The organism is Stenotrophomonas sp. MMGLT7, assembly GCF_021168555.1.
In the GTDB taxonomy this organism is placed as follows: domain Bacteria; phylum Pseudomonadota; class Gammaproteobacteria; order Xanthomonadales; family Xanthomonadaceae; genus MMGLT7.
In genome coordinates this window covers 28,508-49,395 of sequence record NZ_JAJOZS010000014.1, presented here as the reverse complement: position 1 = coordinate 49,395, position 20,888 = coordinate 28,508, and the positions used below count along the sequence as shown (strand labels likewise).

Genomic DNA, 20,888 nt, shown 5'->3' with positions numbered 1-20,888 from the left:
CCGGGGTTCCTGGGGGGCGGGGTTGGGGCATGGGGGTGGGGGGATTGGCAAGGGCGCTTTTGCTTCAACCAATCCCCAATCCCGAATCCCCAATCCCGGCCCTCAAGCCACAAACGGCCTGAAGCCGATGCCCAGGCCGGCGATGCCCTCGACCTCGGCCAGCATGTCGGCGCGTAGCAGCGGGCGGGCCTCGATCCAGGCCTGCGACACGATCAGCGACAGGGTGTCGTTCTCGGCAGTCAGGTCGAGCGTGGGAATGGGGTCGGACTCGTGGGCGCGGTGCAGCAGCACCGCCAGCCGCAGCAGCGCCGCCAGCCGGCGCGCGGTGGGTACCAGGCGTTCGGGCAGCGCCTCGAACACGGACTTGGGCACGCTGCGGCGATGGGTGCGCACCAGCGTGGACAGCAGCAGCTGCTCCTGGCGCGAGAAGCCGGCGATGTCCGAGTGCTCGAGCACGTAGGCGCCGTGCACGTGGTAGCCGCTGTGCGCGATGGCCAGCCCGAGTTCCTGCAGGCGCGCGGCCCAGCCGAGCATGCGTGCATCGTCCTCGTCCAGCGACCAGGCCTTGGCGACCTGCGCGAACAGGCGCATCGCCGTGGCCTCGACGCGGTCGGCCTGGGTCTCGTCGATGCCGTAGCGCCGGATCAGCGCCGCCACCGAGGTGTCGCGCGGATCGTTGTCGCCGGCGCGGCCGAGCATGTCGTAGAGGATGCCCTCGCGCATGGCCGCCTTGCTCACCGCGAGCTTCTCCAGCCCCAGCGCCTTGAACGCCGCCTCCAGCACCAGCACGCCGCCGGCGATGATCGGACGGCGCTCGCCGGACAGCCCGGGCAGCTGGATGTCCTCGATGCGCTTGGCCTTGAGCAGCTCGTCGCGCAGCAGCGGCAGCGCCTCGGCGGTGATCGCGCCCTTGGTCAGCTTCATCGCCGCGCAGATCTCGCCGATCGCCTTGTGGGTGCCGGAGGAGCCGATGGCCTCGTGCCAGCCGATCTCGCGGTACTGGGTGGCGAACTGCTGGAACTCGCTGCCGATCTCGGTCAGCGCCTCCTTCCAGCGCTTCTTGGTCAGCTTGCCGCCGGGGAAGAAACGCCGCGTGCTGGCGATGCAGCCGGCCTGCAGGCTCTCGCGCTCCAGGGTCTGGAAGCCGCGGCCGATGATGAACTCGGTGGAACCGCCGCCGATGTCGATCACCAGCCGTCGCTGGTCCTGCTTGGGCGGCTGCGCGTGGGCCACGCCCAGGTAGATCAGGCGCGCCTCCTCGCGGCCGCTGACCACCTCGATGGCGTGGCCGAGCGCGGTCTCGGCCGGCATCAGGAACGCCTGCGGCGAGCGCAGCTGGCGCACGGTGTTGGTGGCCAGCGCGCGGATGCGCAGCGACGGCACCTCGCGGATGCGCTGGCCGAAGCGGGCCAGGCATTCCAGCGCGCGCTGCCGCGCCTCGGCCGAGAGCCCGCCCTTGCCGTCCAGCCCGTCGGCCATGCGCACCGTCTCGCGCAACCGGTCCACGACCCGCAGTTGCCCGAGCAGATAGCGGGCGATGACCATGTGGAAGCTGTTGGAGCCCAGGTCGATGGCGGCCAGCAGGTCGCCATCCTGCAGCGGTGGCGTGGTCAGGGAGGAATAGGGCATGGCGCGAATGGTAGCCGATGCCCCGCCCCGGCGGCGTCAGAGCGTGCCCAGCAGCGCCATCTGTGCCGAATGCGGGGGCTGGCCCGGCTCGGGCCGCAGCTTGTGGTAGCAGCCGTCGGCGCGCAGTTCCCAGGCGTTGAGGTTGTCGTCCAGGTAGTTCTGCAGCACCTCGTGCTCGATGCGCTCGATCAGCTTCGGGTCCAGGATCGGGAAGCAGGTCTCCACGCGCCGCAGCAGGTTGCGCTCGAGCCAGTCGGCGCTGGCGCAGTAGGTTTCCGGCGCACCGTCGTTGGCGAACCAGTACACGCGGCTGTGCTCGAGGAAGCGGCCGATCACCGAGCGCACCCGGATGTTGTCGGACACGCCCGCAACCCCGGGGCGCAGCGTGCATGCGCCGCGCACGATCAGGTCGATCCGCACCCCGGCCTGCGAGGCGGTGTACAGCGCGCGGATCACCTGCGGCTCGTTGAGCGCGTTCATCTTGGCGATGATGCGCGCCGGCCTGCCGGCCCGCGCATGCCGGGTCTCGCGCTCGATCCGCTGCAGGATGCCCGCGTGCAGGGTGAAGGGCGATTGCAGCAGGCGCCTGAGCTTGACCTTGGCGGTGAGCCCGGAAAGCTGCTGGAACAGCATGTGCACGTCGTTGCCGATCTCCGGGTCGGCGGTGATCAGGCCCAGGTCGGTGTAGGCGCGCGCGGTGCCGCTGTGGTAGTTGCCGGTGCCCATGTGCACGTAGCGGCGCAGCTTGCGGCCCTCGCGGCGCACCACCAGCAGCATCTTGGCGTGGGTCTTGAAGCCGACCACGCCGTACACCACCTGCACCCCGGCCTCCTGCAGGCGGTCGGCCAGGCCCAGGTTGGCCTCCTCGTCGAAGCGCGCCATCAGCTCCACCACCACGGTCACGTCCTTGCCGTTGTGCGCGGCCAGGATCAGCGCCTCGACGATCGCCGAGTCCTTGCCGGTGCGGTACAGCGTCTGCTTGATCGCCAGCACCTGCGGATCGACGGCGGCCTGGCGGATCAGGTCCAGCACCGCGGTGAACGCGTCGAACGGGTGGTGCAGCAGCACGTCGCCATGGGCGACGATGCCGAAGATGCTGTCGCTGTCGTGCAGCGTGCGCGGGACGAACGCCGGGTACTTCAGCTCCGGGCGCTGCACCATGTCGTAGACCTGCACCACGCGGTTGAGGTTGACCGGCCCGTCGATGCGGTAGACCGCGTTCTCGGACAGCTCGAAGTTGTGCAGCAGGGTGCGGATGATCGGCTTGGGGCAGTCCTCGGCGATCTCCAGCCGCACCGCCGGCCGGTAGCCGCGGTCGACCAGCTCGTCGCGCAGCGCCAGCGCCAGGTTCTCCACCTCGTCCTCGTCCACCACCAGCTCCGAGTTGCGGGTGACGCGGAACTGGTAGGCGCCCTTGACCTCCATGCCCGGGAACAGCTCGCCGACGAAGTACGACAGCACCGAGGACAGGAACACGAAGTCCTGGCCGTCGTCGGACAGGCTCTTGGGCAGGCGGATGATGCGCGGCAGCGAGCGCGGCGCGCGCACGATCGCCAGGTGGCCGCTGCGGCCGAAGGCGTCGGTGCCTTCCAGCACCACGACGATGTTGAGCGACTTGTTGAGGATCTTCGGGAACGGGTGCGCCGGGTCCAGCCCCAGCGGCGACAGCACCGGCATGATCTCGTTGCGGAAGTAGGCGCGCAGCCAGCGCTTCTGCCGCGCGTTCCAGGAGTTGCGCCCGAGCACGCCGATGCCCGCTGCCTTCAGCGCCGGGCGCAGCACGTGGTTCCAGCAGTGGTACTGCTGCTCCACCAGGTTGGCGGCGCGGTCGTGGATGGCGTCCAGGATCGCCTGCGAACTCATCCCGTCCGGCGCCGGCGGCAGCCCGAAGTCCTGCGCGTGGCGCACGGTGGCGGCGCGGATCTCGAAGAACTCGTCCAGGTTGGTGCAGGAAATGCACAGGAAGCGCAGCCGTTCCAGCAGCGGCACGCCCTCGTCCAGCGCCTGCGCCAGCACGCGGAAGTTGAAGTCCAGCTGCGACAGCTCGCGGTTGAGGTACAGCGCCGGCTCGCGCAGCGGGTCGGGCGAGTTCTGGGTGGGCTTGGGCAGGGCGGGGAGGACGCGGGTCATGGGTGATTTCGGTAGACGGTGAGTGTTGGGCCGCGATGGGTGTTCGTCGGCACCGACGCCATCCATATCACGCCGCAGGCGGGGGCGCGACGTCGACGGCGTGCCGCGACAGCACCCGGGCGGCGCCGAAGTGGCAGGAGAAGCAGCTGCCGCGGCCGACTTCGCTCACGATCTGCAGCCGTGCCTGGTGGCGGCCGAGCACGTGCTTGACGATCGACAGCCCCAGTCCGGTGCCGCCGCTCTCGCGCGAGCGGCTGCTGGAGACGCGGTAGAAGCGTTCGGTCAGCCGCGGCAGGTGGCTGGAGGGTATGCCGTAGCCGGTATCGTGCACCTCCAGCACCACGCCGGCGCCCTCGCGGGCGAAGCGTACGCGCACGGTACCCCCGGCCGGGGTGTAGCGCACCGCGTTGGTGACCAGGTTGGAGAAGGCGCTGTGCAGCTCCTTGCCCGATCCCAGCAGGTCGCAGCCGGCCTCGTCGGACATCTCGATGGTATGGCGTCCCTGGCTGTGGGCCTCGGCCTCGCGCCGCAGCGTGGCCAGCATCGGCCGCATCGGCACCGGCTCCTCGGCGTTGGAATCCTCCTGCGACTCCAGGCGCGACAGCGTGAGCAGGTCCTCCACCAGCTGGGTCATGCGCTGGGACTGGTTGCGCATCTCCGCCAGCATCGGCGCGTACTCGGGCAGGTCTTCCGGATCGAGCATGTCCAGGTAGCCGTGCACCACCGTCAGCGGCGTGCGTAGTTCGTGCGAGACGTTGGCGACGAAGTCCTGCCGCACCTGTTCCAGCCGCAGCAGCTTGCTGACGTCGCGCGCCACCAGCAGCCAGTAGTCCTCCGAGTACGGGATCAGCCGCATGTTCAGGCGCAGCTGCGGGTCCGCCGGCGAGGGCGCATCGAGCATCGGCTCGGCATTGCGGCCGCTGGCCAGCCACTGCGCCAGCGGCAGCGGCTGCAGGCGCTCGACCACCGGCGTGCCGAGGTCGCGCGGATGGTGCAGCCCGAGCAGGGTGGTCGCCGCCTCGTTGAACCACTGCACGCGCTGGCTGTTGCGGTCCACCACCACCACCGCGTCGGGCAGCGCCGCGGCGGCGGCGCGGTAGGTGCGCAGCATGTCCAGCAGGCGCCGCTTGCGCATGCGCATCTCGCGCTGGCTGCGGAACAGCAGCCGGTCCAGCTCGTTCCAGACGCCGTCGCCGCGCGGCGGCTCCCAGCGCTGGCGCGCGGTCAGCCGGCGCAGCACCCGGCGCAGGCGCCAGTAGTGCCAGGCCACCGCCGCCAGTGCCGCCAGCGCCAGCCCCATCCATGCATTCCCGGCCAACGCGCCGACCACGGTGGCGGCCAGCAGCGCCAGCGCCACTGCACCGAGCGTGCGCAACCAGGCTGAGCGGATGTGTTCGGGCATGTCGGATTCAGTGGGGGTGGAAAGGGCGCGCGGCAAGGTGCCGCGGCCGGCGCCTCAGACCGCCGCCGAGAACCGGTAGCCGGCGCCGCGCACGGTCTGCACCATGTCCTGCGCGGCGAACGGCTCCAGCGTCTTGCGCAGGCGGCGGATGTGCACGTCCACCGTGCGCTCTTCCACGTACACGCTGCCGCCCCAGACGTGGTCGAGCAGCTGGGCGCGGGTGTACACGCGCTCGGCGTGGGTCATGAAGAAGTGCAGCAGGCGGTACTCGGTGGGGCCGATCGTTACCGGCGCGCTGCCGGCGAACAGCCGGTGCGCGGCACCGTCGATGCGCAGCGGGCCGACGCTCACGCTGCCGTCCTCGTCGTCCTCGCGCGAGCGCCGCATCACCGCGCGGATGCGCGCCAGCAGCTCGCGTGCCGAGAACGGCTTGACCACGTAGTCGTCCACGCCGGCTTCCAGCCCGCCGACACGGTCGTTCTCCTCGCCGCGGGCGGTGAGCATGATGATCGGGATGTCGCGGGTGAGATCGTCGCGGCGCCAGCGCCGGGCCAGCTCCAGGCCGCTGGTGCCGGGCAGCATCCAGTCCAGCAGGATCAGGTCGGGGACGCGGTCGACGATGGCGGTCTGCGCCTCGCGCGCGTCGCCGGCATGCACCGGCTCGAACTCGCCCTTGCGCAGGGCGAAGGCCACCATGTCGCGGATCGCGGGTTCGTCGTCGACGATCAGGATGCGTTTCTGCACGCGTGCTACCGGGAGTCGCCAAGGGAGGGTGCCAGTAGACTACGGTTTTGTGACGCTCCGGTGACAGGGGGCGCGGTGCGCGTGGCCGTATTCCCCGCGGAAGGGACCTGTGAAAGGGGGAACTGTAGGAGCGACTTCAGTCGCGATGGGGCTTCCCCAGTAACGCCCCATCGCGACTGAAGTCGCTCCTACAGGGACAGGGACAGGCGCCGGGGCTGGCTGCGGCGCTCACCGCGGCTCAGCGCCGGCCCATGTCCGGGTCGTGGATGCCCTGGCGGCGCATCTCCAGCACGGTCGGGGTGATGGCGGTGATGCGGGCGTCGATGCGTGCACGCGACATGTAGTCCAGGTCGTCGCGTTTCTTCAGCGCCTGCAGCTGCAGCAGCGCCTGTTCCGGGCGGCCGTTGAGGAAGGCGGCCTCGGCGTAGGCCTCGCTGGCGCGGACCGGGTCGCCGGCCAGCTCGCAGGCGCGGGCGTAGGTCTGCTGGAACACCGGGTCCTCGCCGGCACGCGCCAGCAGCGGCCGCAGCACCGCCTGCGCGCGCTGCCCGGCCTGCCTGTCGCCTTGCCCGTTCAGCAGGGCGGCATAGGTGAGCGCCACCGAGCGGTTGCCGGGCAGGCGCTTGAGCTCGGCCTCGAAGCGGGCATTGGCCTGGGCCTTGTCGCCTGCGCGCGACTCGGCCTCGGCCAGTGCCAGGGTCAGCCACAGGTTGTCGGGATGGCCGTCCAGCAGCACGCCCAGCTCGTGCGCCGCCTCCATCGGGCTGGCGCCGCTGCGCAGCCGCGCCAGCGCCAGGCCGTAGCGCTGGGCGTCGCTCAGGCCGCTCTTGCTGCCGCGGCGCAGGCCCTCGTACTCGCGGATCGCGGCGGCGGGGGTGTCCGCGCTGAGCACGCGCAGGCGTTCCCTGGCCCACTCGAACTGGCCGCTGCTGCCGCGCGAGAGGTCCTCGTAGGGCACCTGGAAGCTGGCCGGCAGCAGCGGGTTGCCGCTGGGCTGGATCGGACCCTGCAGCGAGGGATCGGCCGGGTCCACCCGTTCCTCGCGCACGCCGCCGGGCACCGAGGTGGTCAGCACCACGGTGTTCTTCTTCATCTGCTCGGCCCGCTGGTGCGCCTCGCTGATGCGGGTGGCGGTGACCGGGTGGGTCTGCAGGTAGTCCGGCGCGCTGTAGCCGCCCTCGTTGCCGCGCATGGCCAGCGACATGCGCTCGAAGAAGCCGGCCATCGCGTCGACGTCGTAGCCCGCGCGCGACAGGGTGCGGATGCCCAGGCGATCGGCCTCCGACTCGTTGGAGCGGGTGTAGTCGATCTGCCGTTGCTGCATCAGCCCCAGGCCGCTGGTGATCGCCGCCATCGAGGCGTCGCCGGACGAGTTGCCGCCGGCCTGCTGCGCGGCCACCACCGCCGCCAGCATGCCCAGCAGGATCGGGATCTGGTCGCGCTGGGCGCGCTCGACCCCGCGCAGCACGTGCTGCTGGGTGACGTGCGCGATCTCGTGCGACAGCACCGCCGCCACCTCGTCCTCGCGCTCGGCGGTCAGTACCAGCCCGGCGTTGACCGCGATGTAGCCGCCCAGCGTGGCGAAGGCGTTGATCTGGCGCTGCTTCAGCATGAAGAAGGTGAACGGCTGGCGCGGCTGGTCGCTGGCCGCGCCCAGGCGCGTGCCCATGGTCTGCAGCCAGTCCTCGATCAGCGGGTCGTCGAGCACGTAGCCGTAGTTGCGCAGCTCGCCCAGCATCATCTTGCCGTACTCGGCCTGGCGCGCCGGCGTCAGCAGCTCGCCGGCCGAGGAGCCGATGTCGGGCAGCCGGCTCTCCTGCGCCGGCGCCACGACGGCAGCCAGGGACAGGGTCAGGGCAGCGGCGAGCAGGGACGGACGCAAGGCAGGCTCCAGGCGCGGGGGCGGTGACGGTGGCGGACGGGCCATGAACCGCTCCGCAATCCACAGTGTTGCGGCAGCGGCATCGAAATGCCACCCGGCCGCTACCATATGCTCAGACCACATCCTGTGCCGGGAGTTTCCCTTGAGCGACACCGAAGGCGCCGTCGGCGCCCCGCAGATCACCATCTACTCCACCGCCGTCTGCCCGTACTGCGTGGCGGCCAAGAACTTCCTCAAGAGCAAGGGCCGCACCTGGACCGAGGTCCGCATCGACCAGGACCCGGCCGAGCGCGAGAAGATGATGGCGCGCACCCGCCGCACCAGCGTGCCGCAGATCTTCGTCGGCGACGTCCATGTCGGCGGCTACGACGACATGATGGCGCTGCACCGCGCCGGCAGGCTCGAGCCTCTGCTGGCCGGCACCGCCTCCGGAGTCGGCGCATGAGCGCCGGGGAGCAGGGCGGCGACCGCCTGCGCGAGTTCACCGAGTTCCGCCAGCGCATGAACCAGCGCATCCTGGCCGAGCCCAACCAGGTGGTGCGGCGCTTCTTCGCGCTCGACACCCAGACCTACCAGGCCGGCGCGCTCGACGTGAAGACCAAGGAGCTGCTGGGCCTGGTCGCCTCGCTGGTGCTGCGCTGCGACGACTGCATCAGCTATCACGTCGCCCAGTGCAAGGAGGCCGGCGTCAGCCGCGAGGAGTTCTTCGAGACCTTCTCGGTCGGCCTGGTGGTCGGCGGGTCGATCGTGATCCCGCACCTGCGCCGCGCGGTGGACTTCCTTGACCAGCTGGAGGCCGGCAACGCCGCGCCGCCGGCCGGGCACGAGCACGGCTGAGAGCCTGTCCCCGGCCACCGGGTCGAATGCAGGGGCAACGTTGTAGGAGCGACTTCAGTCGCGATGAGGCTTTACCCGTAGAGCTTCATCGCGACTGAAGTCGCTCCTGCAGGTGGCTCCTGCGGTGGCCGCTGCAATCCCAGGGGGCGCCAGGCGCCGCCCCTTGCCCTGTCCGCTAAGACCATGGTCGATTTGGGGCGGGTCGGACCGTTCGGGCATAATTGCCGGACAGATCATCATCCCGCGCCTGTGTTCCGGACTGCCGGCCGGCGCATCCCCCTGTTCGGAATCCCAACTCAATGACACAGACAATCACGGTCATCCGCGGCGACGGCATTGGCCCGGAGATCATGGATGCCACCCTGTTCGTGCTCGACGCGCTGAACACCGGCCTGGCCTACGAAGAAGCCGACGCCGGCCTGGTCGCCCTGGAGAAGCACGGCGAGCTGCTGCCGGCCGCCACCCTGGACTCGATCCGCAAGAACAAGATCGCGCTCAAGAGCCCGCTGACCACGCCGGTGGGCGAGGGCTTCAGCTCGATCAACGTGGCCCTGCGCCGCCAGTTCGACCTGTACGCCAACGTGCGTCCGGCCATCTCGTTCCCCAACACCAGGTCTCGCTTCTCCGACGGCGTGGACCTGATCACGGTGCGCGAGAACACCGAGGGCGCCTACCTGAGCGAAGGCCAGGAAGTCTCGGCCGACGGCGAGACCGCCGTGTCCATGGCCCGCGTCACCCGCACCGGTTCCGAGCGCATCGTCCGCTACGCCTTCGACCTGGCCCGCAGCGTCGGCCGCAAGAAGGTCACCGCGGTGCACAAGGCCAACATCATCAAGTCCACCTCGGGCCTGTTCCTGAAGGTGGCGCGCGAAGTGGCCGCGCAGTACCCGGAGATCGAGTTCCAGGAGATGATCGTCGACAACGCCTGCATGCAGCTGGTGATGCGTCCGGAGCAGTTCGACGTCATCGTCACCACCAACCTGTTCGGCGACATCCTTTCCGACCTGTGCGCCGGCCTGGTCGGCGGCCTCGGCCTGGCGCCGGGCGCCAACATCGGCAAGGACGCGGCGATCTTCGAGGCCGTGCACGGCTCGGCGCCGGACATCGCCGGGCAGGGCAAGGCCAACCCGTGCGCGCTGCTGCTGGGCGCGGCGCAGCTGCTCGACCACGTCGGCCAGCCGCAGAACGCCGAGCGCCTGCGCAAGGCCATCGTCGCCACCCTGGAAGCCAAGGATTCGCTGACCCCCGACCTGGGCGGCAGCGGCAACACCCAGGGCTTCGCCAAGGCGATCGCCAGCCGGCTCTGAATCACGGTGCGGCAGGCAGAACGAGAAAGGGCGCCCCAGGGCGCCCTTTCTCGTTCCAGCCGGTCTTCGCCGGACTACGCTCTTGCGAATCCCGAATCCCGAATCCCGAATCCCGAATCCCGAATCCCGGCCTTTCTCAGTTCCGCGACTGCAGCTTCGACAGCAGCCGCAGGAACTCGATGTACAGCCACACCAGCGTCACCATCAGCCCGAACGCGCCGTACCACTCCATGTACTTGGGTGCGCCCTGGTCCACGCCGTTCTCGATGAAATCGAAGTCCAGCACCAGGTTCAGCGCCGCGATCACCACCACGAACAGGCTGAAGCCGATGCCGATCAACCCCGACTCGTGGATGAACGGGACGCTGACATTGAAGAATCCCAGCACGATCGTGGCCAGGTACACCAGCGCGATGCCGCCGGTGGCCGCCACCACGCCGAGCTTGAAGTTCTCGGTGGCGCGGATCATCCCGCTGCGATAGGCGAACAGCAGCGCGAACAGCGTGCCGAAGGTCAGCAGCACCGCCTGGAACACGATGCCGTTGAAGCGCGCCTCGTAGATGGCCGAGATCGAGCCCAGGAACAGGCCTTCGGTCAGCGCGTACAGCGGTGCCGTCACCGGCGCCCAGGTCTTCTTGAAGATCGTCGCCAGCGCGAACACCAGCCCGCCGATGACGCCGCCGATCATGTACAGCCGCGCCGCCGGCAGCGGCTGGCCATCGGCGCCCAGGGTCTGGTTCCATGCGAACGCGGCGGTGAGCACCGCCAGCAGGAGCAGCACGCCGGTCTTGTTGACGGTGCCCGCCAGCGTCATCGCCCCGCTGTTGCGGGTGACGACCGCGCCGCTGCCGAGGTCGAGGAAGGTGGATTCCTGCAAGGCAGGATTGCCGCTGCGTAACATGTGGTCTCGTCTCCCGTGGTGTTGTCGTGGACGCCAACGGCGGCGTCCCAAGTGGGCCCAAGCATAGCCGATGCGAGGTCGGGCGCCATTCGTCATTGACAGCGGCCGCGCGGATTCCCACAATAGCCGACCTTCCGGACCCGTATGGCTCGGGAGGATCCGTTCCGCCGGGGTATAGCGCAGTCTGGTAGCGCGCCTGCTTTGGGAGCAGGATGTCGGGGGTTCGAATCCCTCTACCCCGACCAATCCGAGCTTCCGGCGGGTTGGAATGCGATAGCCGGTATCGGGCGCCCGTAGCTCAACCGGATAGAGCACCGGCCTTCTAAGCCGGCGGTTACAGGTTCGAGTCCTGTCGGGCGCGCCACCGGGCGGTGCGGCGGGAAGGTTTTTCAGTGGTGGCTGTAGCTCAGTTGGTTAGAGTACTGGATTGTGATTCCAGATGTCGGGGGTTCGAGTCCCCTCAGCCACCCCACTGAAACCTGCCTTCGAGGTGTTGCATGAAGGCATCGTCGCTCCTATAATGAGCGACTCAGTTTCAGGGCCGTTAGCTCAGTTGGTAGAGCAGTTGACTCTTAATCAATTGGTCCAAGGTTCGAATCCTTGACGGCCCACCAATTTAAGGCATCCGCGCGAGCGGATGCCTTTTTCTTTGCGCCGGCGCCTGCAACAATGGCAGCGGCTCCGGCCGGCCTCGCGAAAGTGGCGGAATTGGTAGACGCACCAGATTTAGGTTCTGACGCCGCAAGGCGTGGGGGTTCGAGTCCCCCCTTTCGCACCATCCGGGCCGGCCTGCCGCGACGGGCGCCGCGGCGCCATTGCCGATGCCGTGCATTGCCGCCGCTGGCCGGGCCGCCTGCCCGGTGCCGCTGGCGGTGCCCTCCATAATCGGCGAAACTAAAGGGCTGCGGCCGATCGCGGGCCCGTCCAACCGAACCTTTCTCAATCATCGATGCCGGCGGCCGGGAGCCGTCGGTGGCAGGAGTCAACATGCAAGCTTCGATCGAATCCACCGGCAACCTGGAACGCCGCCTGACCTTCTCGCTGCCGGAAGATCGCCTGCAGACCCATGTCGGCGGCCGCCTGCGCGAGATCGCGCGTACCGCGCGCATCAAGGGCTTCCGTCCGGGCAAGGTGCCGGCCAAGGTGATCGAGCAGCGCTACGGGCCGCAGGTGCGCGCCGAGGCGCTGGACGGCCTGCTGCGCGAGACCTTCGATTCAGTCGTGCGCGAGAACGCGCTGCGCATCGCCGGCGCCCCGCGCATCGACCGTGCCGGCGAGGGCGATCTGGACTTCGTCGCCACCGTCGAGCTGGTGCCGGACTTCGGCGACATCGACGTCACCCAGCTGACCGTGGTCCGCCACACCGCCGAGATCACCGACGCCGACATCGACCAGATGATCGAGAACCTGCGCCTGCAGCGCCGCACCTGGAACCCGGTCGAGCGCGGTGCCCAGGCCGGCGACCTGGTGGCGCTGGAGACCTGGTCGCAGGCCGGCGACGAGCGCCTGCCCGCCGAAGGCGTTGAGAAGGGCAGCAGCGTGATCGGCTCGGGCGTGATGTTCGACAAGATCGAGCAGGGCCTGGTCGGCCTGGCCAAGGGCGAGGAGAAGACGCTGGACGTCGACTTCCCGGCCGACTGGCGCGTGCCGCAGCTCGCCGGCAAGACGGTGCAGGTGCACGTGAAGGCGCTGGAAGTGTCCGAGCCGGTGCTGCCTGAGGTGAACAAGGAGTTCATCAAGAGCTTCGGCGTCAAGAGCGGCGACGAGGAGCAGTTCCGCAAGGAAATCCGCACCAACCTCGAGCGCGAGCTGAAGGGCGCGCTGATGAACCGCCTGCGCCGCGAGGTCGGCGAGCAGCTGATCGCCGCCTATGCCAGCGTCGAGCTGCCGCCCAGGCTGGTGGAGAACGAGGCGCGCGGCATGCTGGAGCAGCAACTGGACCAGCTGCGCCGCAGCGGCCGCGATCCCGGGCAGATGCCCGACGATGCCTACAAGGCCTTCGTGGAGGCGGCGCACAAGCGCGTGCTGGTCGGCCTGCTGGTCGGCGAGGTCGCCGCGCGCAACGAACTGCGCCTGGATCCCAAGCGGGTCAGCGAGACCCTGCGCCTGATCGCCTCGACCTACGAGGAGCCCGAGCAGGTCATTGAGATGTACCGCAACGACCCCCAGTTGATGGGAGGACTGCAGAGCCGGGTGATGGAAGAGCAGGTGATCGACTGGATCGCCGAGCGCGCCCAGCACACCGAACAGGCACTGTCGTTCCAGGAAGCCATCCGGGTCTGACGCCCGGCGGGATTCCGTCACGGTCCGCGCCCCCCGGCGCGGGCTTCTCGAAGCGGGCGCCGGCGCAGGTCGGAGCTAGAACAGGAAGAACGATGAGCATTGAGACCAAAGCCCTGAACCTGGTGCCGATGGTGGTCGAGCAGACCAGCCGCGGCGAGCGCGCCTACGACATCTACTCGCGCCTGCTGAAGGAGCGGTTGATCTTCCTGGTGGGGCCGATCGACGACCACATGGCCAACGTGATCGTGGCCCAGCTGCTGTTCCTGGAAGCGGAGAACCCGGAAAAGGACATCAGCATCTACATCAACTCGCCCGGCGGCGTGGTCACCGCCGGCATGGCGATCTACGACACCATGCAGTACATCAAGCCGGACGTGAGCACGATCTGCATCGGCCAGGCCGCCTCGATGGGCGCGCTGCTGCTGGCATCGGGCGCGGCGGGCAAGCGCTACGCGCTGCCGAACTCGCGGGTCATGATCCACCAGCCGCTCGGCGGCTTCCAGGGCCAGGCCACCGACATCGACATCCACGCCCGCGAGATCCTGACCCTGCGCGCACGGCTGAACGAGATCCTGGCCAAGCACACCGGCCAGTCGCTGGAGACCATCGCCCGCGATACCGAGCGCGACAACTTCAAGAGCGCGCTCGATTCCAAGGCCTATGGCCTGGTGGATGAAGTGCTGGAGCGGCGCCCGGAGGAATCGATCCAACCGGCCTGACGCAGCCAAGTCACGGAAAACAAAGCACTATTCTGCAGGGTCGGGGTTGGACTGGCGTCCTCCCGGCCCTGTGCTATTCTCGAATCGAACCCCCGTTCACCGGGTGGGTAATTGGGTAAACGAAGCATGAGCGAAGACCGCCAAGGTCGTTCCGGCGACAGCAACAAGATCCTCTACTGCTCCTTCTGCGGCAAAAGCCAGCACGAGGTCCGCAAGCTGATCGCGGGCCCGAGCGTGTTCATCTGCGACGAATGCGTCGAACTGTGCAACGACATCATCCGCGAGGAACTCGAGGAAAAGGCACAGTCCGCGCGCAGCAGCCTGCCCAAGCCGCGCGAGATCCTCGAGGTGCTGGACCAGTACGTGATCGGCCAGCAGCGCGCCAAGCGCACGCTCGCCGTCGCCGTGTACAACCACTACAAGCGCATCGAGAGCCGCAGCAAGAACGACGAGGTCGAGCTGGCCAAGTCCAACATCCTGCTGGTCGGGCCGACCGGCTCGGGCAAGACGCTGCTGGCCGAGACGCTGGCGCGGCTGCTCAACGTGCCGTTCACCATCGCCGACGCCACCACGCTGACCGAGGCCGGCTACGTTGGCGAGGACGTGGAGAACATCATCCAGAAGCTGCTGCAGAAGTGCGACTACGACGTCGACAAGGCGCAGCAGGGCATCGTCTACATCGACGAGATCGACAAGATCTCGCGCAAGAGCGAGAACCCGTCGATCACCCGCGATGTCTCCGGCGAGGGCGTGCAGCAGGCGCTGCTCAAGCTCATCGAGGGCACCGTGGCCTCGGTGCCGCCGCAGGGCGGGCGCAAGCATCCGCAGCAGGAGTTCCTGCAGGTGGACACCAAGAACATCCTGTTCATCTGCGGCGGCGCGTTCGCCGGCCTGGACAAGGTGATCCAGCAGCGTTCCAGCGACGCCGGCGGCATCGGCTTCGGCGCCAAGGTCAAGAGCTCCGAGCGCAAGCAGGAGGTCGGCAAGATCCTGGCCGAGGTCGAGCCGGAGGACCTGATCAAGTTCGGCCTGATCCCCGAGTTCGTCGGCCGCCTGCCGGTGGTCGCCACGCTGGAGGAGCTCGACGAGCCGGCGCTGATCAAGATCCTGACCGAGCCGAAGAACGCGATCACCAAGCAGTTCAAGAAGTTGTTCGACATGGAGGGCGTGGAGCTGGAGTTCCGCCCCGACGCGCTGCTGGCCATCGCCAAGAAGGCGCTCAAGCGCAAGACCGGCGCCCGCGGCCTGCGCACCATCGTCGAATCGGTGCTGCTGGACACGATGTACGACCTGCCTTCGCTGGAGAACGTGAGCAAGGTGGTGGTGGACGAGTCGGTGATCGAGCACAAGTCCGAGCCGTACCTGATCTACCAGACGCCGGCGGCGCCGGCCAAGGCGGCTTCCGGCGACTGACCGGGAACCGTATGTGACTGATCGCAAAGGGCCCGCGCGGCTCCTCTTGCAACACCGAGCCGATGGCCCCATAACGGGGCCATCGGCTTTTTTGACGGCCGTCCCCACGCACTTCCGGAGCCCGCATGGCCCATTCTCCCCAGATTGAAATCCTCGACCTGCCGGTCCTGCCGCTGCGCGACGTGGTGGTGTTCCCGCACATGGTCATCCCGCTGTTCGTCGGCCGCGACAAGTCGATGCGCGCGCTGGAGCAGGCGATGGAGGCCGACAAGCGCATCCTGCTGGTGGCGCAGAAGTCGGCCGAGACCGACGACCCCAACGGTTCCGACCTGTACCCGGTCGGAACGCTGGCGCAGGTGCTGCAGCTGCTCAAGCTCCCCGACGGCACCATCAAGGTGCTGGTGGAGGGACTGGCGCGCGTGCAGGTGGAGGCGGTCGCCGAGCGCGATGGCGCGCTGCACGGACATGGCCGCGAGATCGAGGCCGACGAGCCGCGCGAGGCGCGCGAGGTCGAGGCCATCGCGCGCTCGCTGATGTCGCTGTTCGAGCAGTACGTCAAGACCAACCGCAAGCTGCCGCCGGAGCTGCTGCAGACGCTGTCGGGCATCGACGAGCCCGGCCGCCTGGCCGACACCATCGCCGCGCACATCAGCGTGCGCCTGGCCGACAAGCAGCGCCTGCTGGAGACCACCGAAGCCGGCGAGCGGCTGGAGATGCTGGTCGGCCTGGTCGACGGCGAGATCGACGTGCAGCAACTGGAGAAGCGCATCCGCGGCCGGGTCAAGTCGCAGATGGAGAAGAGCCAGCGCGAGTACTACCTCAACGAGCAGATGAAGGCGATCCAGAAGGAACTGGGCGACCTGGACGACGCTCCCGGCGAGCTGGAGGAGCTGGCGCGCAAGATCGCCGCCGCCGGCATGCCCAAGCCGGTGGAGACCAAGGCCAAGAGCGAGCTCAACAAGCTCAAGCAGATGTCGCCGATGTCGGCCGAGGCCGCGGTGGTGCGCAACTACCTGGACTGGCTGCTGGGCGTGCCGTGGAAGAAGCGCAGCAAGGTGCGCAAGGACCTCAAGGTCGCCCAGGCCACGCTCGATGCCGACCACTACGGCCTGGAGAAGGTCAAGGAGCGCATCCTCGAGTACCTGGCGGTGCAGTCGCGGGTCAAGCAGATGAAGGGGCCGATCCTGTGCCTGGTCGGGCCGCCCGGCGTGGGCAAGACCTCGCTGGGACAGTCGATCGCCAAGGCCACCAACCGCAAGTTCGTGCGCATGAGCCTGGGCGGCGTGCGCGACGAGGCCGAGATCCGCGGCCATCGCCGCACCTACGTCGGCTCGATGCCGGGCCGCATCGTGCAGAACCTCAACAAGGCCGGCAGCAAGAACCCGCTGTTCGTGCTCGACGAGATCGACAAGATGTCGATGGACTTCCGCGGCGATCCGTCCTCGGCGCTGCTCGAGGTGCTCGACCCGGAGCAGAACAACGCCTTCAACGATCACTACCTGGAGGTCGACCTGGACCTGTCCGAGGTGATGTTCGTGGCGACCTCGAACTCGCTCAACATCCCCGGCCCGCTGCTCGATCGCATGGAGGTGATCCGGCTTCCCGGCTATACCGAGGACGAGAAGCTCAACATCGCCATGCGCTACCTGGTGCCCAAGCAGGTCAAGGCCAACGGGCTCAGGCCCGAGGAGCTGGAGATCGCCGAGGACGCGATCCGCGACATAGTGCGCTACTACACGCGCGAGTCCGGCGTGCGCAACCTCGAGCGCGAGATCGCCAAGATTTGCCGCAAGGTGGTCAAGGAGATCGCCTTGCAAGGGCCGGCGCCCGCGGCCCCGCAGCCGGCCAAGGCCGCTGTCCGCAAGGGCGGCAAGGCCAAGGCGCGGGTGTCGGTGTCCTCGAAGAACCTCAACAGGTATCTGGGCGTGCGGCGCTTCGATTTCGGTCGTGCCGAGGAGCAGAACGAGGTCGGCCTTGTCACCGGCCTGGCCTGGACCGAGGTCGGCGGCGACCTGCTGCAGATCGAGGCCACGCTGGTGCCGGGCAAGGGCCAGCTGATCCTGACCGGCCAGCTCGGCAACGTGATGAAGGAGTCGGCCTCGGCGGCGCTGTCGGTGGTGCGTTCGCGCGCCGAGCGGCTGGGCATCGATCCGGACTTCCTGCAGAAGCACGACGTGCACCTGCACGTGCCCGACGGCGCCACGCCCAAGGACGGCCCCAGCGCCGGCGGTGCGATGGTGACGGCGCTGGTGTCGATGCTGACGAAGGTGCCGGTCAAGGCCGACGTGGCGATGACCGGCGAGATCACCCTGCGCGGCCGCGTATCGGCGATCGGCGGGCTCAAGGAGAAGCTGCTGGCGGCGCTGCGCGGCGGCATCCACACCGTGCTGATCCCGGAGGAGAACCGCAAGGACCTGGCGGACATCCCCGAGAACGTGACCCGCGACCTGAAGATCGTCCCGGTCAAGTGGATCGACGAGGTGCTCGACCTGGCGCTGGAGACCCCGCTGGGGCCGAGCGCCAAGGGCAAGGACGGGGTGCGTGCGACACCTGTCCGCGGCAAGGCCAAGCCAGCTTCCGGCGTGCGTGTCAAGCACTGACCGTTTAGCTTCCATATACGCCAAAACCCGCGGTTTTACTGGCTTTTCCGGTTGCGTGGGGTGGGGGGCACTGGTATAAAATCCCCACTCGCGGGCACAGCGCAACGGACGTGCTGGCGATAAAAAATGTCATCGGGGCTTGTCAGCCGCAGGCTGTCGGCCCCGATTCTTGGTTCAGCGGTCCTGGCCGCAAAGGGAGTCTCCACTAATGAATAAAACCGAATTGATCGATGGCGTCGCAGCTGCTGCGGACATCTCCAAGGCCGAGGCCGGCCGCGCCGTCGACGCCGTCATCAGCGAAGTCACCAAGGCCCTGAAGAAGGGCGACGCGGTGACGCTGGTTGGCTTTGGCACCTTCCAGGTGCGCGAGCGTGCCGAGCGCACCGGCCGCAACCCGAAGACCGGCGACACCATCAAGATCGCCGCTTCGAAGAATCCGGCGTTCAAGGCTGGCAAAGCCCTGAAGGATGCCGTAAACTGAGCAGCTCGCCCGGGTGCTTAGCTCAGCGGTAGAGCGTCTCCCTTACAAGGAGAGGGTCGGGGGTTCGAAACCCTCAGCACCCACCAAGAAGCACCAGGCACAGGTTCAAGGCGCGGAGCGGTAGTTCAGCTGGTTAGAATGCTGGCCTGTCACGCCGGAGGTCGCGGGTTCGAGTCCCGTCCGCTCCGCCAGTCACACCGAGGCCCCTGAGCGATCAGGGGTCTTGTTTTCTCCCCGGATGAAGATCCGCGGGGGAAGTCCAGGTAAAACGCGGAGTGGTAGTTCAGCTGGTTAGAATGCTGGCCTGTCACGCCGGAGGTCGCGGGTTCGAGTCCCGTCCACTCCGCCAGTTGGATCCAGGCCCCGGCAGCGATGCCGGGGCCTTTTTCTGTTGCGGATCCCCGCCACGGGAAGCCCGCGCATCCATGTGCCGGGATTCAAGGGCCGCAGTTCCTCGCGGGAGTTCGGACGTTCGCTGGAGTCCCGCCGCGAATGGCGGCCGGGTGTGCCGGGGCGGGAAGCGGGTTAAACTGCGCGGCTCGCCCAACAGGCCCAGATTTTCCAATGCTGCAGAAACTCCGCGACAAGACTTCGGGCTGGATCGCCACGGCCATCCTCGGCCTGCTGATGATCCCGTTCCTGTTCGTCATCGACAACAGCTATCTCGGTGGAATCGGCGCCAACAACGTCGCCAAGGTGCAGGCGCCGCCGTCCTGGTGGCACTCGGCGCCGTCCTGGTGGCCGATCTCGATGCTGTGGAAGCATCACGAGATCAGCTCCGAGGACTTCCGCGGCCGTTTCGAGCAGGTGCGCATGCAGGCGCGCGAGCAGCAGGGCGAGGCCTTCGACGCGCGCGAGTTCGAAAGCAAGGAAAACAAGCTGCAGGCCCTGGACCAGCTGATCGACGAGCAGGTGATGCGCCTGGCCGCCGAGCAGGCGGGGATCGTGATCGGCGATGCGACGGTGCGCGACTACATCGCGGCGATCCCGGCCTTCCAGCGCGACGGCAAGTTCGACCCGGCCACCTACCAGATGGTGCTGGCCCAGGGCACGCCGCCGCGCACGCCGCAGCAGTTCGACCGCCTCGTGCGCGAAAGCCTGCAGCAGGCGGCGATCCCCGTTGCGCTGGCCGAGTCCGGCTTCGCCACCAAGGGCGAAGCCGAGCGCCTGCTCAAGCTGCTGGGCGAGACCCGCGACGTCGAGTTCGCGATGCTGCCCGAGCCGGCGGCCGACACCGCGCCGGTGAGCGATGCGCAGGTGCAGCAGTGGTACGACGGCCATCGCCACGACTTCATGCAGCCGGAGACGGTGTCGCTGGAGTACGTCGAGCTCGATGGCGCCAGCCTGCCGCCTGCCGCCGCGGCCGACGAGGCCACCCTGCGCCGGCGCTACGAGGACGAGAAGGCCCGCTTCGTCGAGCCCGAGCAGCGCCTGGCCTCGCACATCCTGATCACTGCCGGCAGCGACGCCGCCTCGCAGAAGGCCGCCGAGGAGAAGGCGGCCAGGATCGCCGCCGACGCGCGCAAGCCCGGCGCCGACTTCGCCGCGCTGGCGCGCGAGAACTCGCAGGATCCCGGTTCCAAGGACGCCGGTGGCGACCTGGACTGGGTCGAGCGCGGCACCATGGTCAAGCCGTTCGAGGACGCGCTGTTCGCGATGAAGCCCGGCGAGACCAGCGACCCGGTGAAGACCGAATTCGGCTGGCACGTGCTGCAGCTGCGCCAGGTCCGGGGCGGGGAGGGCAAGTCGTTCGAGCAGGTGCGCGACCAGCTCGCCGCCGAGCAGCTGAAGGCCGACAACGATCGCGCCTTCAGCGAGCTGAGCAGCAAGCTGGTGGACCTGGTCTACAAGAATCCCACCGCGCTGGCGCCGGCCGCCGAGCAGGTGGGACTGAAGCTGCATACCCTCGGCCCGTTCTCGCGCACCGACGCCAGCGGCATCGCCGCCAACCCGGCGGTGCTGCGCGCGGCGTTCTCCGAGACGCTCACCCAGGACGGCACGGTCAGCGACCCGATCGAGATCGGCTCCAACCACAGCGTCGTCATCCGGGTGTCCGAGCACACGCCGGAGCAGGTGCAGCCGCTGGCCAAGGTGCGCGACCAGGTGGTCGCGGCGATCCATGCCGATCGCACCACGCAGGCCGCCGCCAAGGCCGCCGATGCCCTGGTGGCCCGCCTGCAGAAGGGCGAGACGCTGCAGGCGCTGGCCGGTCCGGAGAAGCTGCAGGTGTCGCCGATGCCGGGCCTGCCGCGCACCGTGCCGATGCCCAGCCCCGCGGCGAACCGTGCCGTGTTCAGCGCGCCGGCGCCGGCCGAGGGCAAGCCTTCGGTGGGCAAGGTGGAAATGGGCAACGGACGCTATGCGGTGTTCGTGGTGACGAAGGTGACGCCGGGCGACGCGGAGACGATCCCGGCCGAGCAGCGCACCGCGCTGGGCCAGCAGCTGAGCCAGCTCGATGGCGCGGCGGCGGCGCAGGCCTATATCCAGGCGATGCGCAAGCGCTTCAAGATCGAGATCCAGGAGTCGCAGCTGTAGCGCTGCGAGCGATCCGGACAGGAAA

At 68.5% G+C, this 20,888-nt stretch carries 15 protein-coding genes and 8 tRNA genes; 17 read left to right on the top strand and 6 right to left on the bottom strand.

Going from position 1 to position 20,888, the window contains the following annotated elements; translation table 11 throughout:
- Positions 1-102: 102 nt before the first annotated feature.
- From ppx to LRX76_RS15300, 5 genes are all read right to left on the bottom strand, one after another.
- Entirely contained in the window at positions 103-1,629 is a 1,527-nt protein-coding gene (gene ppx / locus LRX76_RS15320) for an exopolyphosphatase (RefSeq protein ID WP_231806495.1), read from the bottom strand.
- Between the two features lie 36 nt (positions 1,630-1,665).
- Entirely contained in the window at positions 1,666-3,759 is a 2,094-nt protein-coding gene (gene ppk1, locus LRX76_RS15315) for a polyphosphate kinase 1 (RefSeq protein WP_231806494.1), read from the bottom strand.
- Positions 3,760-3,826: 67 nt separating this feature from the next.
- Positions 3,827-5,161: a phosphate regulon sensor histidine kinase PhoR gene (phoR, locus tag LRX76_RS15310; protein ID WP_231806493.1), complete on the bottom strand. Its 1,335-nt coding sequence runs from the start codon at positions 5,159-5,161 to the stop codon at positions 3,827-3,829.
- Between the two features lie 54 nt (positions 5,162-5,215).
- Positions 5,216-5,905 carry a phosphate regulon transcriptional regulator PhoB gene (gene phoB / locus LRX76_RS15305; RefSeq protein WP_231806492.1) on the bottom strand — a complete coding sequence of 230 codons (690 nt, stop codon included), beginning with the start codon at positions 5,903-5,905 and terminating at the stop codon, positions 5,216-5,218.
- Positions 5,906-6,143: 238 nt separating this feature from the next.
- A complete protein-coding gene (locus tag LRX76_RS15300) occupies positions 6,144-7,832 on the bottom strand; it encodes a M48 family metalloprotease (RefSeq protein ID WP_231806491.1) in 1,689 nt (562 codons plus the stop codon).
- A gap of 97 nt (positions 7,833-7,929) precedes the next feature.
- Between LRX76_RS15300 and grxC the strand changes: the two genes are divergently transcribed.
- The 3 genes from grxC to LRX76_RS15285 all read left to right on the top strand — a co-directional run bounded on the left by grxC (position 7,930) and on the right by LRX76_RS15285 (position 9,931).
- Positions 7,930-8,232, top strand: coding sequence for a glutaredoxin 3 (gene grxC, locus LRX76_RS15295; RefSeq protein WP_231806490.1), 303 nt, complete (start codon positions 7,930-7,932; stop codon positions 8,230-8,232).
- On the top strand, positions 8,229-8,624 hold the full coding sequence (locus LRX76_RS15290) for a carboxymuconolactone decarboxylase family protein (RefSeq protein ID WP_231806489.1): 396 nt from the start codon (positions 8,229-8,231) through the stop codon (positions 8,622-8,624). Before grxC ends, LRX76_RS15290 begins: the two co-directional genes overlap by 4 nt.
- A gap of 299 nt (positions 8,625-8,923) precedes the next feature.
- Complete coding sequence (locus LRX76_RS15285; RefSeq protein WP_231806488.1) at positions 8,924-9,931, top strand: isocitrate dehydrogenase; 1,008 nt, start codon at positions 8,924-8,926, stop codon at positions 9,929-9,931.
- Positions 9,932-10,067: 136 nt separating this feature from the next.
- Here LRX76_RS15285 and LRX76_RS15280 read toward each other — a convergent pair whose 3' ends face one another.
- Entirely contained in the window at positions 10,068-10,808 is a 741-nt protein-coding gene (locus LRX76_RS15280; protein ID WP_231806487.1) for a Bax inhibitor-1/YccA family protein, read from the bottom strand.
- 192 nt (positions 10,809-11,000) lie between these two features.
- Between LRX76_RS15280 and LRX76_RS15275 the strand changes: the two genes are divergently transcribed.
- The 14 genes from LRX76_RS15275 to LRX76_RS15210 all read left to right on the top strand — a co-directional run bounded on the left by LRX76_RS15275 (position 11,001) and on the right by LRX76_RS15210 (position 20,863).
- Positions 11,001-11,077, top strand: a tRNA-Pro gene (locus LRX76_RS15275).
- A gap of 42 nt (positions 11,078-11,119) precedes the next feature.
- A tRNA-Arg gene (locus tag LRX76_RS15270) sits at positions 11,120-11,196 on the top strand.
- A 31-nt stretch (positions 11,197-11,227) separates the two neighbouring features.
- Positions 11,228-11,304: transfer RNA gene (locus LRX76_RS15265), tRNA-His, on the top strand.
- 66 nt (positions 11,305-11,370) lie between these two features.
- Positions 11,371-11,446, top strand: a tRNA-Lys gene (locus LRX76_RS15260).
- A 79-nt stretch (positions 11,447-11,525) separates the two neighbouring features.
- Positions 11,526-11,610: transfer RNA gene (locus LRX76_RS15255), tRNA-Leu, on the top strand.
- 209 nt (positions 11,611-11,819) lie between these two features.
- Positions 11,820-13,115, top strand: coding sequence for a trigger factor (gene tig, locus LRX76_RS15250; RefSeq protein WP_231806486.1), 1,296 nt, complete (start codon positions 11,820-11,822; stop codon positions 13,113-13,115).
- Between the two features lie 92 nt (positions 13,116-13,207).
- Positions 13,208-13,834 carry an ATP-dependent Clp endopeptidase proteolytic subunit ClpP gene (clpP, locus tag LRX76_RS15245; RefSeq protein WP_231806485.1) on the top strand — a complete coding sequence of 209 codons (627 nt, stop codon included), beginning with the start codon at positions 13,208-13,210 and terminating at the stop codon, positions 13,832-13,834.
- A 126-nt stretch (positions 13,835-13,960) separates the two neighbouring features.
- Positions 13,961-15,247 carry an ATP-dependent Clp protease ATP-binding subunit ClpX gene (clpX, locus tag LRX76_RS15240; RefSeq protein WP_231806484.1) on the top strand — a complete coding sequence of 429 codons (1,287 nt, stop codon included), beginning with the start codon at positions 13,961-13,963 and terminating at the stop codon, positions 15,245-15,247.
- Between the two features lie 125 nt (positions 15,248-15,372).
- Positions 15,373-17,847: an endopeptidase La gene (lon, locus tag LRX76_RS15235; protein WP_231806483.1), complete on the top strand. Its 2,475-nt coding sequence runs from the start codon at positions 15,373-15,375 to the stop codon at positions 17,845-17,847.
- 208 nt (positions 17,848-18,055) lie between these two features.
- A complete protein-coding gene (locus LRX76_RS15230; RefSeq protein ID WP_231806482.1) occupies positions 18,056-18,328 on the top strand; it encodes an HU family DNA-binding protein in 273 nt (90 codons plus the stop codon).
- Between the two features lie 11 nt (positions 18,329-18,339).
- A tRNA-Val gene (locus LRX76_RS15225) sits at positions 18,340-18,414 on the top strand.
- 28 nt (positions 18,415-18,442) lie between these two features.
- Positions 18,443-18,519: transfer RNA gene (locus LRX76_RS15220), tRNA-Asp, on the top strand.
- 81 nt (positions 18,520-18,600) lie between these two features.
- Positions 18,601-18,677 (top strand) — tRNA-Asp (locus LRX76_RS15215).
- 215 nt (positions 18,678-18,892) lie between these two features.
- Positions 18,893-20,863, top strand: a complete 1,971-nt coding sequence (locus LRX76_RS15210; protein WP_231806481.1) for a peptidyl-prolyl cis-trans isomerase — start codon at positions 18,893-18,895, stop codon at positions 20,861-20,863.
- Positions 20,864-20,888: the final 25 nt, after the last annotated feature.